The sequence below is a fragment of the Paraburkholderia sp. SG-MS1 genome (genome assembly GCF_012275575.1).
Lineage (GTDB): Bacteria > Pseudomonadota > Gammaproteobacteria > Burkholderiales > Burkholderiaceae > Paraburkholderia.
Genome location: NZ_NPIH01000229.1, coordinates 50,979 through 66,648, shown reverse-complemented (window position 1 = coordinate 66,648; position 15,670 = coordinate 50,979). Strand labels below are relative to the sequence as shown.

The window sequence follows — 15,670 nt, the reverse complement described above, 5'->3', positions numbered from 1 at the left end:
TCGGTTGTCGTCGAGCGGCCGCTATTCCAGAAAGCGATCCGCTTAATGTCGATCAACGTGTATTGGCCCAATGCCTGAAGGTATTGGCGGCGTTAAACGTCGCGCGAACGCCCCGCTGTAATAAACTGATCGATCAAGAATCAGCGCGGCCATGTCCGGCAGGTGCTCTCATCGGCTTGAAGGTTGAACGAAGGTCAAATACACATGCCATATTTCTTTGGAATCGGTCTTCATGTCATCGTCGCGATCTGCTTTGCGGTGCATGCGGTGCGCAGCCGGCAGGGCCTGTACTGGCTTTTCATTCTGTTTGCTTTCCCTATGCTGGGCAGCGTGGTCTATCTGTTTGCCATCTACCTGCCGAGCCTGCGCCAATCGCGCGGCGCGCGTGCGGCCACGCAAGCCATCACGCAGTTCGTCGACCCCCATCGCGCGGTGCGCGAGGCGCGCGCGCAATTCGACCGCGCGCCTACTGTCCAGCATCGTATGCGGCTCGGCGAAGCCCTGCTGGCGGCCGGTAACGCGAGCGAAGCGCTCGAACACTATCAGGCCGCCGCGAACGGCCCGTTCGCCAACGACCCGGCGCTACTGATCGGCCTGGGTCGCGCGCAGTTTGCAATGGGCAACTACACCGCGGCCGATGCGACGCTGGCAAGCCTGTTCGCGGCCAATCCACAGGCCCGCAATCAAGGCGAGCCGGCGCTGCTGTATGCCCGCACGCTCGCCGCGCTAGGGTCGCCCGGCACACGTGCGGCCTTCGAGCAGGCACTAACCTGCGCGAACGACGTCGCGCCGCGCTGTCTGTTCGCGGACTGGCTGGCGGCGCAGCCGGATGCGGCGGATCGCGAGCGAGCGGATAACCTGTATGCAGAAATCGTTCAGGATGCCAAACACTGGCCGCGCCACGCACGCGAGCACAACCGGGAGTGGCTGCAGCGCGCACAAAGCGGGTTGGCGACGGCATCGCCCCGCCGATGAGCGGCTAGCGAATAGTCGAAGAGCGAGTCGCCGGGCAGCGAGTTTCAGTTCGCGCAGGGTTTGTTCGCCTCACCACGCGTCTATGATCGGCGACGCGTCGCGCCGACTTTCTTCTTCATCGCCGCGATGAACTTCTCCGTGACCGCAGGCAGCGTGCGCCCACGCTTCTTGATCAGCGCGATCGGCCGCTCGAACGCCTGGTCGCCGATCGGCCTTGCAACCAGCCCTGGTTCGGCGAGCACTTCTCGCGCCGTGGCAGGCAGGATCGTCACACCCAGGCCGCCGCGCACCATCGCTACCGCAGTCATCATGTAGGTCGGCTCGCACGCGATGTCGGGCGCGTAGCCGCGGTTTTCAAACGCGGTATCGACAACCGCCCTGACGCTCGTCCCCTGTGCGGTCAGCACGAGCGGCACGCGGGCAAGTTCTGCGAGCTTCACACGCCGCCCGCGCGCCAGCGGATGCTCTTTCGGGCATACCACCACCAGGCGATCGACGCCGGCATGCAACACTTCGAATGCCGTGTCGCAGAGATCGCCGCCCGTCAATCCGATGTCGACCTCTTCGCTGCGCACCAGCGCATTCACTCTGGCCGCCACGACGTCGCGAATGTAAAAGCGCGCGCGCGGCACCTTCTGCTTCAGATCCTGAATCAACTCGGGCAGCACGCTCGCGGCGAAGGTCGGCAGACACGCGACTCTCACCGTACCGCTCGTCCCTTCGCCGAGCGCGCGGGCGTCGCTCAATACATGCTCCATGTCCTGAAGTGACTTTTGCAGCACGGGCATGAGTTCGCGGCCCGCGGGTGTCAGCGTGACGTTCCTGCTGTTGCGGTCCAGCAGCCGCACGCCGACCGTCTGCTCCAGACGCCGAATCTGCACGGTTAGCGCGGGCTGCGAGACATTCAGGCGCGTCGCGGCACGCGTGAAGCTGGCCGCGTGCGCCACGGCGATGAAAGCACGAACATCACGGAAGGTTAGATCCATTACGTTTTGTGATCGTTGTAATCAAATCATTTCAATTGCTTTATTGTAGGCGCGAAATTACGCTGGGCCCACTAAAAGACAAATCTGGAGACAAGCTGATGCTTCCATGGCTGGGGCTGGCAACCATCGTCGTCCTGTTGGGGGCGATCCTTTCGAAACGGATGTCGCCGCTCGTCGCGCTCATCATCGTGCCTATTGCCGCTTCGCTGATCGGCGGGTTCGGCTTTCAGACGAGCAAATTCGTGATCGACGGGTTGAAGAATCTCGCGCCGGTGGTCGGCATGTTCGTGTTCGCGATTCTGTATTTCGGCACCATTACCGACGCGGGCACGCTGGACCCGATCATCGAGCGGATACTGCGCGCGGTCGGCACGAAACCGACGCGCATCGTGATGGGCACGACGCTGCTCGCGCTGCTGATTCATCTGGACGGCTCCGGCGCCGTGTGCTTTCTCGTGACGATTCCCGCGATGCTGCCGCTCTACGATCGCCTGGCAATGGATCGGCGCGTGCTTGCCGCCGCGGTGTCGATGGCGGCGGGCATCAACTTCCTGCCGTGGACCGGGCCGATGATCCGCGCGTCGGCGTCGCTGCATCTGCCGATCCCGGCGCTGTTCAATCCGCTGATTCCCGTGCAGATCGTCGGACTCGTCTTCGTGTTCGGCATGGCATTCTGGCTCGGCCGGCGCGAAGAAGAGCGTCTCGGATATCACCACGCGGACGGCGCTGTGCCGATGCCGAGGCGCGAACTGACACCGGAAGAACAGGCGCTGCGGCGGCCAGAGAATTTCTGGTTCAACATTGTCCTGACGCTGGTGGTGCTCGGCACAATGGTCGTGCTCGGCGAAAAGGTCCCGCCCGCGATCATGTTCATGGTGGGCCTGTGCATCGCGTTGATGGTGAACTATCCGAACGTGGAAATGCAGCGCAAGCGTGTCGACGCACATGCGCGCGCGGCACTCATGATGGCCGGGATTCTACTCGCGGCGGGCGTATTCACCGGCATCATGCAGGGCAGCGGCATGCTCAAGGCAATGGCGCAGGCGGCTGTCGGCTTTGTCCCGCAGGCGATGGCGAGCCATATCCCCGTCGCATTAGGCCTCGTGTCGATGCCGCTTAGCATGTTGTTCGATCCCGACTCTTTTTACTTCGGCGTGCTACCGGTGGTGGCCGAAGTCGCGGGACAGCTCGGCGTGCCGGCGGTGCACGTCGGTCAGGCCGCGTTGCTCGGCCAGATGACCACGGGTTTTCCGGTGAGTCCGCTCACGCCTGCGACGTTTCTCGTCGTCGGGCTGTGCGGTATCGATCTCGCCGATCACCAGAAATTCAGCTTTCCATTGCTGTTCGGCGCGTCGATCGTCATGACGGTCGCGTGCGTCGTGCTCGGCGTGTTTCCCCTTTGAGTCTTTTTCGACAGGCGGTATCCGTATGACGACAACTCAACCCCCCCGCCGCGTGCGCATCGGCGCAGGCGCGGGTTATTCGGGCGACCGGATCGAACCTGCGGTCGAGCTGGCCGAATCCGGCCAGCTCGACTACCTCGTGTTCGAATGCCTTGCCGAGCGGACGATCGCGCTTGCGCAGCAGAGCCGCCGCAAAGATTCCGAACTCGGCTACGATCCGCTGCTGGAGGCGCGCATGAGGGCAGTGCTGCCGATCGCCGCGCGCAATGGCGTGCGCATCATTTCCAACATGGGCGCGGCGAATCCGCGAGCAGCCGCGCGCAAAACCGCGCAGATCGCGCGCGAACTCGGACTTGGCGGGCTGAAGATCGCCGCGGTCACCGGTGATGATGTTCTCGACGTCGTGCAGCGAGGCCATTTCAATTTCGACGAGTCGGGGCAAAGCGTCGCGTCGTTCAACGATCGGATCGTTTCGGCGAACGCGTATCTCGGCGCCGCGCCGCTTGTCGCCGCGCTCGCGGCCGGCGCGGACATCGTGCTGACGGGGCGCGTGGCGGACCCATCGCTTTTCACCGCGCCGCTGATCCACGAATTCGGCTGGAAGATGGACGACTGGAACACGCTGGGGCAAGCGACCGTCGTCGGGCATCTGCTCGAATGCGCGGGGCAGGTGACAGGCGGCTATTTCGCGGACCCTGGCTTCAAGGATGTGCCGAATCTTGCCCGCCTCGGATTTCCGATCGGCGAGGTGAGCGAGGATGGTTCCGTCATCGTCACGAAAGTCGCGCAGGCGGGCGGCCGCGTGACCGAGGCGACCTGCAAGGAGCAACTGATCTATGAGATTCACGACCCGGCGCGCTATCTGCAGCCCGATGTCGTGGCGGATTTCACCGGCGTTCGCGTGAGTGAGGAGGCACCGGATCGTGTCCGCGTGACCGGCGGACGCGGCACGCCGCGCACCGATACGCTCAAGGTTTCAGTGGCATATACCGACGGATACATCGGGGAAGGACAGATTTCGTATGGCGGCCCGGGCGCTATCGAGCGCGGCCGGCTCGCGCTCGATATCGTGCGTGAACGGCTGCAACTGACCGGCGTGCAGACGAGTGAGCTGCGATTCGATCTGATCGGTGTGAACGCGTTACATGGCGAGACTGCGGGCGCAGCAGCCGGCACAAAGCCGTACGAAGTGCGCGCGCGTGTGACCGGGCGGACCGCGTCGGCCGAGGAAGCGCTGCGCATTGGCAATGAAGTGGAAACACTCTACACAAATGGCCCCGCTGGCGGCGGAGGCGTCACCAGGCTGACGCGAGAAGTACTGGCGGTTCAGTCTGTATTGGTGCCGCGGGTCGACGTCGATCCGGCATTCGAGTTTGTGGAGGCATGAAATGAAACTGCGAGAATTTGCCCATTCCAGAACAGGTGACAAGGGCAATACACTGAACGTGTCGGTCATTTGTTACGACCCGCAGCATTATGAACATCTGCGGCGCGAGCTATCTGTGGAGCGTGTGAAATCACATTTGAGCGACGTCGTGCGTGGCGTGGTCGTGCGCTATGAATTGCCGCATCTCGCGGCATTCAACTTCGTACTGGGAGAGGCGCTCGGCGGCGGCGTCACGCGTTCGCTCGCGCTCGATGCGCACGGCAAGTCGTTGAGCTCGGCGTTGATGGGGCTGAATATTGCCGAGTTGCCTTGAATAAAACACGCGGCGCGCGGCCGAAGGGCGATGCTCGAAACGCCTCTATTCGCCGTGTCGCGGCGACTGTGCATCGACATACACCCACGCCGCTATGCCCGTTGCTAGCACGTCGCGCTCGCACCGATAGGCGGCGACTTCGCAATCGTCTGCGAGTTGCAATTCTGCGGGCGTGATGGCGAAAACCGCATTCGACGATGTAGAACGGCATTGGCGCACAGCCGGCGTCGGCGGCAAGGCGTTATACGAGTACGCCGTAGAGCCGGCGGATGCGCTGGACTGGGGTTTGAATCTCGACATCAAGGGGCATCGCCTCAGCGGATTTCCGCACGCAATCTATCGAGCGGCAATTTCGGCGACTTCGATCAGTGCCCCGACGCCGGTCTATGGAAACTCGAAATAAAACTGGCGCGGCCATTCGGTGCGTTCTACGAAGATCTGCTTGTATAAGCACGACGAGAGGGCCGCGCATGCACGGTTCATTCTGCATTGCGCAGCCCAAAATTATTCCTACTCGACAATACCGATCAGATTGTCGATGTCTTCCTGAATGCGCATCTGTGCTTCGCGCACGGCGGCATCAGGGGTATTGGCGACGAGTGGCAGCATCAACCCCGAACCCTTGAATTCAGCCTGATAATGCACCCATGCGGCGTATGTACAGACGCCGGAAGCCTTTTGCACGAGATTGACCGTGATGTCATAAGTGCGTTGCTTGCCGTGCCGGCGCGTATATTGAAAGCGGCTTAATACAGGTTTGTACATGGCGTCCCCCTTTCTTCGCGCTCTAGTTATTAACTGTTTCGTCCAAGTGTGACGATTTGCCGAATGGGCAGCGAGGCATCGGCGTGCCATCCACAAAAGCACTTGCACAGCGCACCGCGAATTCATAGGCGCACGCGGGACTTGCGAACTGCCCGAGATCCCCCAAGGACGTGGATTCGCCGTCTTCTTTCAGGATGCAGGCGCGCGCGACGAATGTGTGGCCGTATCTGACACTTGACGCCTGAATCGCTGCGCCACGGTGATATAGAACCATGCGTGTCCTCCAGTCTCAATTTTAAGAAAGGCCATTGTAAAGTTGTCAAATATCATTTGGTAACTGTTACCTTTCTCCATCGGGCGCTTAAGTATGACGAGAAGAATATGAATAAAGATAACGTTTGCGCGAACTACATGGTTCAACAAGCCAAGCAAATAACGCAATTGCAACTCAGCGGGAAAATCGCAGCGTCACATTTTGTCCATATGGCTTCCTACCTCGAAAGCCGCCCAATTGTTCAGGCCACTTCCAGCGCTATCAGCCGCCGTTTTTAATTGCCGGCTATGCGGCCTTTAATTCGCCAGCACAATGAGCCTCAGGCATCTGATCCGCTTTTGCACCAATAGGGAGGCGTGTGGCTTGTAAAGGTGGAGATGTGTGTTCGTAAGGCCGCCTGGAGGACAAGTCCGGCGAGGGCACCGTTCGAGGGCCTGGGCCAGGCGCTTGGCGGAGCGCCACCGCCGCAGGCTGCCTGCCGCGTTGGTACATGGTTTGCTGGGCGTTGTTGTTTTTTCTTGCACGTTGCCTCCCATGTCCCGAACCCTGTCTAATTGCCAACGGTGGAGCGCCCGCGAAATCCGGGTATTGCACGAAGTGCCGCGCGTCCTCGTCGTCGACGACAACGCTGGCGCGGCCGAAGCGCTCGCTACCTACCTCTCGTACGAAGGCGTGGAAGCCCGTGCCGCCATCAGTTGCGCGGATGCGCTGCGTTGCGTGCGGGACTGGGTGCCGGATGTCGTGGTGCTCGACATCATGATGCCCGAGCGCGACGGCTACGAAACGGCGAACGCCTTGCGCAGCTATCTGCCGACGCAGAGTCTCGGCATCGTCGCGTTCACGTCACTCGACGAGGATCACGTCAAGGAAACTGGCAGGGCACGTCACAATTTCGACGGCTATTGTCAAAAAGGCACAGCGCCGACCGCTTTACTTGCGCTGATGCGCAGGCTGTGGCGCGAATAGCACGGGTTGCGGCGGCTGCGCTCAAGCCGGTTCCCCTGCCACCGGCTCCGCAATGATCTGACGAACAATCGCCTCCATCAAACCGGGAAAGCGAGCGTCCAGTTCCGCTCTGCGCAGCGAATTCTGATGCACGGTGCCGGCCACGCGCGTGCGTACCAGCCCCGCCTCTCGCAAGATCCGGAAATGATGGGACACGCTCGACTTCGGCCGCCCGCCGTCGAGTTCGCCACAGGTGGCTTCGTCCACGGTGGACAGGCGCCGGACGATTTCGAGGCGAACCGGGTCGCTCAGAGCATGAAAGAGCCGCCCGAGGGTTAAGTCCTCGGCGGCCGGGTGGGTATAGGTGCGCATTCTGCAAATAGTAGAGGTTTCTGCGATACTCCGTAGTTCGATGTTCGTCGAACTACCGTACAAGCCTATTTAGTGGAGTTTAGCCTGATGTCCGCATTGTTTCAGCCCTACAAGCTCAAGGACGTGTCCTTGCGCAACCGGATCGCCATTCCGCCGATGTGCCAGTACACCGCCGAAGACGGCCTGATCAACGATTGGCACCGCGTGCACCTCGCCGGTCTGGCGCGCGGCGGTGCGGGGCTGGTGATCGTCGAGGCGACGGCCGTGTCGCCGGAAGGCCGTATCACGCCGGGCTGCGCCGGCATCTGGAACGACGAGCAGGCGCAGGCTTTCGCGCCGGTGGTGGCGTCGATCAAGGCGGCCGGGTCGGTGCCGGGCATCCAGATCGGTCACGCGGGCCGCAAAGCCAGTGCGAACCGTCCGTGGGAGGGCGACGACCACATCGCCGCCGCCGACAGCCGCGGCTGGCAAACCATCGCGCCGTCGGCAATCGCGTTCGGCGCGCATCTGCCGAAAGTGCCGCAAGCGATGACGCTCGACGACATCGCACGGGTCCGCGAGGACTTCGTCGCCGCCGCGAAGCGCGCCCGCGACGCGGACTTCGAATGGCTCGAACTGCACTTCGCGCACGGCTACCTCGGCCAGAGCTTCTTCTCGACGCATTCGAATCAACGCGACGACGCATACGGCGGCAGCCTGGAAAACCGCAGCCGCTTCCTGCTGGAAACGCTGGCCGCCGTGCGCAAGGTCTGGCCCGAGCACCTGCCGTTGACCGCGCGTTTCGGCGTGATCGAATACGACGGCCGCGACGAGGAAACGCTCGCGGAGTCAATCGAACTCGCGAAAAATTTCAAGCGCGAAGGGCTCGACATGCTGAGCGTCAGCGTGGGTTTCTCCACGCCGACAGCGGCGATTCCCTGGGCGCCCGCGTTTCTCGCGCCGATCGCGGAGCGCGTGCGCCGCGAGGCTGGCATGCCGGTTTCGTCGGCATGGGGAATCGATACGCCGGAACTGGCGGACCGCTCGGTTGCGAACCAACAGCTCGATCTGGTGATGGTCGGCCGCGCGCATCTGGCCGATCCGCACTGGCCGTATCATGCGGCGCGCAAGCTCGGTATCGAGCGCGCGTCGTGGACGTTGCCCGCGCCGTACGCGCATTGGCTCGAGCGTTACGCGGTCGCGTCGTAAGCGTTTGAACTGGAGTCGGTGGTGCTGATGAGCGCCGTTTGCCCGCGGTTGAATGTTGCGGGTGAACGGCGCTTTTTTTGCGTCATGCGGGTTTGATCTTTGACGCGCGCCATACACGGCGAGCGGAACAGCCCTTGCTGGAACCTCCACTCGTCGACCACCAGGAGGTTTGCCCTATGAAACCCTACATCGTCGCTCACATGATGTCGTCGCTGGACGGCCGCAGTCTCACGGACGGCTGGCATCTCGACTTCGCCAGCGACCTTTACGAGACCACCGCCGCCAGCTTCGAAGCCGACGGCTGGATCTGCGGGCGCGTGACCATGCAGGAAATCTCGCACGGCGCCGATTATCCGACAGGTCTCGCGAAGAGCGCGCTGCCTCGCACGGATCATTTCGTCGAACGCAACGCGGCGCAATACGCGATCTCGATCGATTCGCAAGGACGTGTCGCATGGAAGAGCAACACGGCGCTCAAGTCGCACGTGATCGAGGTACTGACCGAAGAGGTCGCCGACGACTACCTCGCTTATCTGCAATCGATCGGCGTGTCGTACGTGTTCGGCGGCAAGCGCGGAATCGATCTGGACCAGGTGATGCAGACCCTGGCACGTGAACTCGGCGTGAAGAAGCTGATTGTCGAAGGCGGTTCGCATGTGAGCGGGGCGTTCGTGAACGCCGGTCTCGTCGACGAAGTCAGCGTCCTGATTCTGCCGCTCGTGGATGGCCGCAGCGAGCATCCTGCTTCGTTCGAAGTCCCGATGGACAAGTGGCGGGCGCCCGCGTATCTGAAGCTGACATCGGTTGAAAAAGCGCAGCACGACGCGGTGTGGCTGCGCTACACGAAGGCATGAACGACAACGCGCGGCAGGGTGGCGTTTGCTCCACGCCGCCGCGCCGCGTTTTTGCCTGTACCAGCGCTGCCGCTCAGATTCACTGGCGAGTCGTCAGCCCTTCATCTGTTGCGTCGACATCCACCCGCCGCTCACACCAATCTGCGCGATCTGTTTCGCCACCGCATCGGCGAGCCGCTTCGCGTCCGCTGACACGCCAGCCCGTTTGGTTTCGGATACGGCATGCAAACCGCCGCCGAGTGCCGCCGTGGTCGCGATGCTGCCGGCCGCCGCGCCCACGCCGGCGGTTTCGGCAACGCCCGGCGCCTTGCCGCTGTCCGCATCGGCATCGAAGCGCTGTACCAGACGCGGCGTGCCGCCCGCGGGTTTGTACAGAATCTGCACCGTGCTGCTCACCTGGCTCTTGCCTGCACCAAGGCCGATCATCGTGCGACGGCGGCGATTGCCCGAGTCGATCGTATCGAAGCTGCCTTGCACGAGCAGCACGTTCTGGTCGGCCGGGGCGGGGGCATCCGAGCGAACCGCGTGCAGACCCATCGACTGCAGTTGTTGCACGATTTCGTTGGCGACCTGCTCACGCACTGCGTCCGCATCGGCGACCTGCTTCTGTGCATCGGACGAACCGCTCAGGTGCGTCTTGAGTTTCTGCAGCATGCCGCTGTCGAGCTTGACCTGGTCCGGATCGGCGTCGAAGGTGTACACGTAAATGGTGTCCGGCCGCACTTGCAGCTGCGCGCCAGCTTCACTCGTGTTTCTGATGCCGCTGCCGGCGCAACCGGTCAGCAACGCGGTGCAGCAGACCATCGCCACGCAGACCAGACGGGTTGCGTTCTTTTTGAGGAAATTCACTGAAGTCAACATGTTCATCCTGTCGTCGGCACGCGGTGCCGGTAGCTTCGAACGTATCAGCCGATGATCGGGCAACCGTAGGATCGTTGATCATCGGCGAGACGTACTCGCACGTGAAACACCCTTGATCTCATGCGTCCTTGTTTGGTACGCACCGGCAGCGAACGAAGTATGGGCGAGTCGCCTGCCGAACTCCATTCAGCAATTATTTCGCGCGATGTCATGCGAAAAAGCGGGGACGCGCGCGGCGTCGATGCGGTGTCGAAGCGGAGTGCGACCGAGATGGGAGACACGCTAATGTGCCGCGAACGGCGTCATTCGCGTGCCATGTGAAATCGTGAAAGGGCGCGCGGTGTACCGCGAGAATCGGGCATCAGTGCAGTGCAAGCTTGATGATGCAACACAGGACCAACACAAGGAGGATGGCCGCAACTACCAGATTCATCGGGTATCGCATTCTTCACCACGCGCGAGCGTTTCAGTGCTCCTATCCTAATCACCTGATGGAAGATGAAAAGTGACACTGACGCGCGAGTGTGGGACAGCTAACGTTGCATGCCAGACGAGCGCATGGCGGACCGTCGGGAACTCTTCCAGGCGAGCGGCGAGTCGCCGCGTCGCGCATGAAAAGCTCCTGCTGCAGCGCGAATTACTGCGCCTGCACCGGCATCCCCGGCCCACCATGCGGTGCCTTGCTCTCTGCGGCAAGATCCTCCGCCAGACTGGTGCGCAACGTCGCAATCGCCTGCTCGGGATTCGCGGGCTTCAACTGCTCGCGAGCCAGCGAATCGTAGATGTAATGCCGCAGCATCGGGTCCTGCGTTTTGCCGAGCACCTCGTGATACACCGCGACGATTTCACCCGGATGGCCGCTCAGCGCATACAGACGGCGCAACTGCTCCAGATCGTTGATCACCGCAAAACCGGGACCCCTCGGACCCATCATCGGACCCATCGCGCCATGCGAAGGTGGACCGTCGCCGTGCTGCGCTTCGCCATGCATCTGGGCGGAAGGGGGTGAGGGCGGGGGCGCTTCCTGGGCGAGCGCCGCTGTCGCGGACATGGTCAGAACGGCGGCCACCGCCGCGCTGAAAATGGCTTTGTTCATGATGTCGATCCCATTGAGACAGAGCCGGCGCCACAGTGCGCCGGTGTAGGAGCAACGATAGTCGACATGCCGTTTCGTAGGGTTACTGAAGTCGTCATGTAACTTACCAAGCCTTGCATGCGCCGGGGCTCAAGCCGGTCGACATCGTCAAGGCGGAGAAGAACCGGCCTCGAGCCAGGGTGAGTGTCGGCTGGCGCAATGTGCCCGGATGGCGCATGATTGACCCGATGCGCCGTCCGACCCCAGATCCGGCAAGCTTCGGCGGATCGTGGGTCGCGCAGCGCACGTGCCTGTCGGTGCGCGCGTCGGTGCAACATGCCGCGCTTGCACTGCCGGCGAGTACTCAAACCATTAAGGAGGATTTCGAATGGACCGACCTGACGCCGCCAATCCATTTGGCGATTTCACCAAAATGCTGGAGCAGTTCAAGCTCCCCGGCTTCGACGTCCCCGCCATCATGGAAGCGCGACGCAAGGACATGGAGGCTCTGGTTCAGGCGAATCAGACGGCCTTCCAGGGAATGCAATCGTTGGCGCAGAAGCAGGCCGACATGCTGCGCACGACCCTGACCGAACTGCAGTCGCTGACGGGGCAGTTGTCGGCGGGCGGCGCAGCGCCTTCCACGAAAACCGCCGAGTTGATCCAGCAGAGTCTGCACAAGTCGCTCGCCGATATGCAGCAACTCGCGCAAGCCGCGTATCAGACGCAAGCCGAGTCGTATGCGGTCATCGCAAAACGCGTAGAAGAAAATGTGCAGGAATTAAAGTCGCTCCTGCAGCAGCAGAAAAAATAACGGGCACTGTCGCGTCGAATCATCTGATTCGAGCACGATGCAGCCTCTCGCTCGAATATGGACCGCTAATGGCGCTGCGCCATTAGCGGTTTTTTTTAGGGCTTTTTCGTCTTGAGAATACGCTGCACACATTGTTTCTTGTCAGAGGAAAGCGAGGCTCAAGGTCGTTATTTTCAGCGGGTACTTACATCGAACGGTTCGCTGCGGCACGCCTGAACATTTTTCTGAGGCCCGGCGATTTTGGTTTGCCTGTGTTCGCTTTAAACGGGCCGCAATGTAAAAATAACCGTAGAACGCCGTCCCACGGTGGTCGTGTCTTTAACGATCAACGCCGCCGATCGGCATCCCCGCCGCCAAAGGTTTAAATCGCGTCGCAAACGATTGCCGCCGCGTGCCGTTATCGCTCAAGTTTCATCCAGCCGCTCCGTAGACGCATTCACGCAGCCCGACCCGTGTGAAGGCGACACTGGCACCACCGGTCTGACGTGCGCCCCTAGTTTCTCGTTCGTGATCGGCGAATGCCGGGTCATGAGCGTTTCACCTCGAAGGAAATCTCGTGAAACCGATGTTCCACACCCGCAGTGCCCCCGCAATGTTCGGGGCGAGCTGCGCGCTGCTGTCGTTTGCCGCGCACGCCGCGCTCGGCCAGAACGTCAGCACTGTCGACAGCGATCAGATACACCTGCGCGCGGTCGCTCGCGCGGCTACCACGCAGAGCGCCTATTCCGTTCATCTGCTGACGATGCCGTCCGGCACGCAGGTGCGCGAGTACGTCGGGCGCAACGGCATCGTGTTCGGCGTCGCGTGGGAGGGCCCGACGCTGCCTGATCTGAAATCGATGCTCGGCGCCTCGTTCGACGCGTACGTCGCCGCCACCGCGACCCGGCGCGGCACGCCGCTCGCCGTGTCGAACAGCGACCTGGTGATTTACTCCGGCGGTCATCTGCGCGCGTTCTCGGGCCATGCGTATCTGCCGCAGGCGGTGCCCGCGGGCGTCGACGTCGGCGTCATTCAATAACGGAGCGGATCATGCGTCACAAGTGTTCGTGGATGACCCTGTTGTGCGCGACGCTGCTCGCGTTGCTCGTCACCGCGTGCGGCGGCGGAGGCGGCGGCTCCGGCGGCGCGAGTACCACGGCCAATTCCAGCAGCTCGAGCGGCGGTGCCGCCGGGCCGACCGTGACCAACACCTCGCCCGCGCCGCAAGTGCTCGCCGCGAACGCGGTGCGTGTAACGGTCGACGCCGGCGTGAGCAACGTGCCGAACATGCCGTTCGTCAGCATCACGCTGTGCGCGCCGGGTACGAGCGAATGTCAGACCATCGATCACGTGCTGGTCGACACCGGCTCGTGGGGTGTGCGGGTGTTCGCCTCGCAGCTGCCCGCGTCGATGAACCTTCCGCAGCAGAAGGATGCGTCGGGCAATCTGGTCGCCGAATGCATGCAGTTTTTCGACGGCTACACGTGGGGCTCGGTGCGACTCGCCGATCTGCAGATCGGCGGCGAAAAAGCCGCTTCGCTGCCGATCCAGGTGATCGACCCGAACTACCCGACGTTGCCCGCCGACTGTGCGAGCCTCGGCGCCTCGCGCAACACGCCGGGCACCTTGCAGGCCAACGGGATTCTCGGCATCGGCGTGTTCAGGCACGACTGCGGCGCGAACTGCGTGACGCAGGCGCTGGCCGGCACCTACTACGCTTGCCAGGGCTTGCCCTGTACGTCGATTCCGCTTGCCGAAGAATTTCAGGTGGCCAATCCGGTGCCGTACTTTGCGATCGACAACAACGGTTCGATGCTAAGCCTGCCTGTGGTCTCCGGCGGCGCGCCGTCGGTATCCGGACAACTGGTGTTCGGCATCGGCACGCAGGCCAACAATGCGCTCGGCAGTGCGCAGGTGATCGGCGTGAGTCCGTCGAACGGCACGTTCACGACGATGCAGAACGGCACCACGTATTCGCACAGCATCCTGGACAGCGGCTCGACCGGGCTCTTCTTCCAGACCAGCGCGATGGCGGCTTGCCCGAGTCCGAATAGCGCGTACTACTGCCCGGCGTCGACCCAGCAGTTGAGTGCGCTGATCGAAGGCGTGAACGGCGCGACGAGCGCGGTGAACTTCAGCGTGGGCAATGCCGCGTCGATCGCGCAGACCTATGCCGGCGATTCGGCATTGCCTTTGCTGGCGGGACCCGCTTTCGTGACGTCGACGATTTTCGACTGGGGGCTGCCGTTCTTCTATGGCCGCAATGTGTACGCAGCCGTCGAACAGCAGGTGACGCCCGGCGGCACCGGGCCGTATGTTGCCTATTGAGCGCCCTTGTCGCCCGCGTGCGCAATCACCCGATGCACGAAGCGCAGCTTGTCCACCACCGGCGCGGCCAGCGTGAACGGATAGCCGTCGGCCATTCCGAGACTGCGGTTCAGGCTGTTCAACGCATAGGTGAGCGGAAACCAGCGCTTCATCAGATTCTCGAAGCTGGCGTCTTCGACCGGCGTGCGGTCGGTGAGGGTCGGCTCGCTCGGGTCGTCGGGCAGGAGCGCGAGACCGTATGACGTCGACGTGTCCAGCACGTCGACGATCAGCAGATAGTGCGCCCACGTCTCCGCCCAATCTTCCCACGGGTGCATCGTCGCATACGCGCTGATATACGACGCCTGCCAGTCGGGCGGCGCGCCGTCGCGATAGTACGCGTCCAGCGCCTCGCCGTAATCGGCGCGCTCGTCGCCGAACAGCTTGCGGTACGGTTCGAGCCAGCGCGGGTTGTTCTGCACGAGCTGATCAAAGTAATAGTGCCCGGTCTCATGACGGAAATGGCCGAGCAGCGTGCGATACGGTTCGCCCATCGCGGTGCGCACTTTTTCGCGGTGAGCGTCGTCGGCCTCGGCGATGTTCAGCGTGATGAGCCCGTTGTCGTGACCTGTCATCACGCGCGCGCCGTCGCCGCCGTCTTCGAGGAATTCGAACGCGAGGCCATGTTCGGGGTCTGCCTGGCGCGACTTCACCTCGATGCCGAGTTCGGCCAGCGTATAAAGCAGACGGCGCTTGGCCATCTCCAGGCGATACCAGTAGAGCCGGTTGTCCGGTGCGCCGAGATTGGGAATCGTGAGCGTCAGCTGGCAAGCGCGGCACAAGGTGTCGGGTGAGTCGGCGGGGATCATCCAGTTGCAGACATTTTCGACCGCGTAATTGTGGCACTGGCGAAACAGCGCGCCGTCCGCGCCGGGATGCAGGCTGCGCCAGCGTCCGTCGCCGGCGTCTTCGAACGCGCTGAGTTCCGCGAGGTCCGGCACATAGCCGAGCAAGGACTCGCAACGTTCGCAGCGAACGTTCTCGAAGAAGACGAGGTGCGAGCAGCGATTGCAATGGAAGGTTTTCATCGGGCGAGCCTGGTCAGGGTGGCAGTCTTGAGCGAAGGTACGCCGCAATCTTCATGCCGCAATTGCCAGACGTCACCGGTTTAA

Annotated in this window: 18 protein-coding genes; 12 read left to right on the top strand and 6 right to left on the bottom strand. The window is 62.4% G+C overall.

The window, feature by feature from the left end; all coding sequences use genetic code 11:
* Nucleotides 1–204 precede the first annotated feature (204 nt).
* On the top strand, nt 205–975 hold the full coding sequence (locus CIC12_RS21110) for a tetratricopeptide repeat protein (RefSeq protein ID WP_168666628.1): 771 nt from the start codon (nt 205–207) through the stop codon (nt 973–975).
* An 80-nt stretch (nt 976–1,055) separates the two neighbouring features.
* Here the strand turns inward: CIC12_RS21110 and CIC12_RS21105 are convergent, their stop codons facing one another.
* The gene (locus tag CIC12_RS21105; RefSeq protein ID WP_168666626.1) at nt 1,056–1,961 is read right to left on the bottom strand and encodes a LysR family transcriptional regulator; all 906 of its coding nucleotides are present in this window, start codon (nt 1,959–1,961) and stop codon (nt 1,056–1,058) included.
* 98 nt (nt 1,962–2,059) lie between these two features.
* Here CIC12_RS21105 and CIC12_RS21100 point away from each other — a divergent pair, with 98 nt between their 5' ends.
* From CIC12_RS21100 to CIC12_RS21085, 4 genes are all read left to right on the top strand, one after another.
* The gene (locus CIC12_RS21100; protein ID WP_168666624.1) at nt 2,060–3,364 is read left to right on the top strand and encodes a CitMHS family transporter; all 1,305 of its coding nucleotides are present in this window, start codon (nt 2,060–2,062) and stop codon (nt 3,362–3,364) included.
* A 25-nt stretch (nt 3,365–3,389) separates the two neighbouring features.
* Complete coding sequence (locus tag CIC12_RS21095) at nt 3,390–4,751, top strand: acyclic terpene utilization AtuA family protein (protein ID WP_168666622.1); 1,362 nt, start codon at nt 3,390–3,392, stop codon at nt 4,749–4,751.
* A gap of 1 nt (nt 4,752) precedes the next feature.
* A complete protein-coding gene (locus tag CIC12_RS21090) occupies nt 4,753–5,064 on the top strand; it encodes an AtuA-related protein (RefSeq protein WP_168666620.1) in 312 nt (103 codons plus the stop codon).
* 175 nt (nt 5,065–5,239) lie between these two features.
* A complete protein-coding gene (locus CIC12_RS21085) occupies nt 5,240–5,467 on the top strand; it encodes a hypothetical protein (protein ID WP_174772123.1) in 228 nt (75 codons plus the stop codon).
* A 107-nt stretch (nt 5,468–5,574) separates the two neighbouring features.
* Here the strand turns inward: CIC12_RS21085 and CIC12_RS21080 are convergent, their stop codons facing one another.
* On the bottom strand, nt 5,575–5,829 hold the full coding sequence (locus tag CIC12_RS21080) for a hypothetical protein (protein ID WP_168666618.1): 255 nt from the start codon (nt 5,827–5,829) through the stop codon (nt 5,575–5,577).
* A 381-nt stretch (nt 5,830–6,210) separates the two neighbouring features.
* Here CIC12_RS21080 and CIC12_RS21075 point away from each other — a divergent pair, with 381 nt between their 5' ends.
* Together CIC12_RS21075 and CIC12_RS21070 are read left to right on the top strand one after the other, a co-directional pair.
* Complete coding sequence (locus CIC12_RS21075) at nt 6,211–6,381, top strand: hypothetical protein (protein ID WP_168666616.1); 171 nt, start codon at nt 6,211–6,213, stop codon at nt 6,379–6,381.
* Between the two features lie 256 nt (nt 6,382–6,637).
* Nucleotides 6,638–7,069, top strand: a complete 432-nt coding sequence (locus CIC12_RS21070; protein WP_174772128.1) for a response regulator — start codon at nt 6,638–6,640, stop codon at nt 7,067–7,069.
* A gap of 21 nt (nt 7,070–7,090) precedes the next feature.
* On the opposite strand, the gene CIC12_RS21065 is transcribed toward CIC12_RS21070, so the two are convergent.
* Nucleotides 7,091–7,420 (bottom strand): ArsR/SmtB family transcription factor, encoded by a 330-nt coding sequence (locus tag CIC12_RS21065; RefSeq protein WP_168666614.1) that lies wholly within the window; start codon nt 7,418–7,420, stop codon nt 7,091–7,093.
* Nucleotides 7,421–7,507: 87 nt separating this feature from the next.
* On the opposite strand from CIC12_RS21065, the gene CIC12_RS21060 reads away from it, so the two are divergent.
* Complete coding sequence (locus CIC12_RS21060) at nt 7,508–8,608, top strand: NADH:flavin oxidoreductase/NADH oxidase (protein WP_168666612.1); 1,101 nt, start codon at nt 7,508–7,510, stop codon at nt 8,606–8,608.
* A gap of 176 nt (nt 8,609–8,784) precedes the next feature.
* Entirely contained in the window at nt 8,785–9,462 is a 678-nt protein-coding gene (locus CIC12_RS21055; RefSeq protein WP_168666610.1) for a RibD family protein, read from the top strand.
* Nucleotides 9,463–9,555: 93 nt separating this feature from the next.
* Here the strand turns inward: CIC12_RS21055 and CIC12_RS21050 are convergent, their stop codons facing one another.
* Entirely contained in the window at nt 9,556–10,323 is a 768-nt protein-coding gene (locus CIC12_RS21050; RefSeq protein ID WP_168666608.1) for a DUF4410 domain-containing protein, read from the bottom strand.
* Between the two features lie 637 nt (nt 10,324–10,960).
* Entirely contained in the window at nt 10,961–11,419 is a 459-nt protein-coding gene (locus tag CIC12_RS21045; protein ID WP_168666606.1) for a hypothetical protein, read from the bottom strand.
* Between the two features lie 367 nt (nt 11,420–11,786).
* On the opposite strand from CIC12_RS21045, the gene CIC12_RS21040 reads away from it, so the two are divergent.
* From CIC12_RS21040 to CIC12_RS21030, 3 genes are all read left to right on the top strand, one after another.
* Nucleotides 11,787–12,212, top strand: coding sequence for a phasin family protein (locus CIC12_RS21040; RefSeq protein WP_121323486.1), 426 nt, complete (start codon nt 11,787–11,789; stop codon nt 12,210–12,212).
* 565 nt (nt 12,213–12,777) lie between these two features.
* Complete coding sequence (locus CIC12_RS21035; protein WP_174772127.1) at nt 12,778–13,230, top strand: DUF2844 domain-containing protein; 453 nt, start codon at nt 12,778–12,780, stop codon at nt 13,228–13,230.
* 11 nt (nt 13,231–13,241) lie between these two features.
* Nucleotides 13,242–14,519 (top strand): DUF3443 domain-containing protein, encoded by a 1,278-nt coding sequence (locus tag CIC12_RS21030; RefSeq protein WP_168666602.1) that lies wholly within the window; start codon nt 13,242–13,244, stop codon nt 14,517–14,519.
* Here the strand turns inward: CIC12_RS21030 and CIC12_RS21025 are convergent.
* Entirely contained in the window at nt 14,513–15,586 is a 1,074-nt protein-coding gene (locus tag CIC12_RS21025; RefSeq protein ID WP_168666600.1) for a zinc-binding metallopeptidase family protein, read from the bottom strand. The genes CIC12_RS21030 and CIC12_RS21025 overlap by 7 nt on opposite strands.
* Between the last annotated feature and the right edge of the window lie 84 nt (nt 15,587–15,670).

Bases quoted from the DNA above. Each gene is read 5' to 3' on its own strand.
- CIC12_RS21110 (WP_168666628.1), top strand. From the start codon at position 205: ATGCCATATTTCTTTGGAATCGGTCTTCATGTCATCGTCGCGATCTGC.
- CIC12_RS21025 (WP_168666600.1), bottom strand. From the start codon at position 15,586: ATGAAAACCTTCCATTGCAATCGCTGCTCGCACCTCGTCTTCTTCGAG.
- CIC12_RS21055 (WP_168666610.1), top strand. From the start codon at position 8,785: ATGAAACCCTACATCGTCGCTCACATGATGTCGTCGCTGGACGGCCGC.
- CIC12_RS21030 (WP_168666602.1), top strand. From the start codon at position 13,242: ATGCGTCACAAGTGTTCGTGGATGACCCTGTTGTGCGCGACGCTGCTC.
- CIC12_RS21095 (WP_168666622.1), top strand. From the start codon at position 3,390: ATGACGACAACTCAACCCCCCCGCCGCGTGCGCATCGGCGCAGGCGCG.
- CIC12_RS21040 (WP_121323486.1), top strand. From the start codon at position 11,787: ATGGACCGACCTGACGCCGCCAATCCATTTGGCGATTTCACCAAAATG.
- CIC12_RS21075 (WP_168666616.1), top strand. From the start codon at position 6,211: ATGAATAAAGATAACGTTTGCGCGAACTACATGGTTCAACAAGCCAAG.
- CIC12_RS21085 (WP_174772123.1), top strand. From the start codon at position 5,240: ATGGCGAAAACCGCATTCGACGATGTAGAACGGCATTGGCGCACAGCC.
- CIC12_RS21045 (WP_168666606.1), bottom strand. From the start codon at position 11,419: ATGAACAAAGCCATTTTCAGCGCGGCGGTGGCCGCCGTTCTGACCATG.
- CIC12_RS21080 (WP_168666618.1), bottom strand. From the start codon at position 5,829: ATGTACAAACCTGTATTAAGCCGCTTTCAATATACGCGCCGGCACGGC.
- CIC12_RS21090 (WP_168666620.1), top strand. From the start codon at position 4,753: ATGAAACTGCGAGAATTTGCCCATTCCAGAACAGGTGACAAGGGCAAT.
- CIC12_RS21060 (WP_168666612.1), top strand. From the start codon at position 7,508: ATGTCCGCATTGTTTCAGCCCTACAAGCTCAAGGACGTGTCCTTGCGC.
- CIC12_RS21070 (WP_174772128.1), top strand. From the start codon at position 6,638: ATGTCCCGAACCCTGTCTAATTGCCAACGGTGGAGCGCCCGCGAAATC.
- CIC12_RS21035 (WP_174772127.1), top strand. From the start codon at position 12,778: ATGTTCCACACCCGCAGTGCCCCCGCAATGTTCGGGGCGAGCTGCGCG.
- CIC12_RS21065 (WP_168666614.1), bottom strand. From the start codon at position 7,420: ATGCGCACCTATACCCACCCGGCCGCCGAGGACTTAACCCTCGGGCGG.
- CIC12_RS21050 (WP_168666608.1), bottom strand. From the start codon at position 10,323: ATGTTGACTTCAGTGAATTTCCTCAAAAAGAACGCAACCCGTCTGGTC.
- CIC12_RS21105 (WP_168666626.1), bottom strand. From the start codon at position 1,961: ATGGATCTAACCTTCCGTGATGTTCGTGCTTTCATCGCCGTGGCGCAC.
- CIC12_RS21100 (WP_168666624.1), top strand. From the start codon at position 2,060: ATGCTTCCATGGCTGGGGCTGGCAACCATCGTCGTCCTGTTGGGGGCG.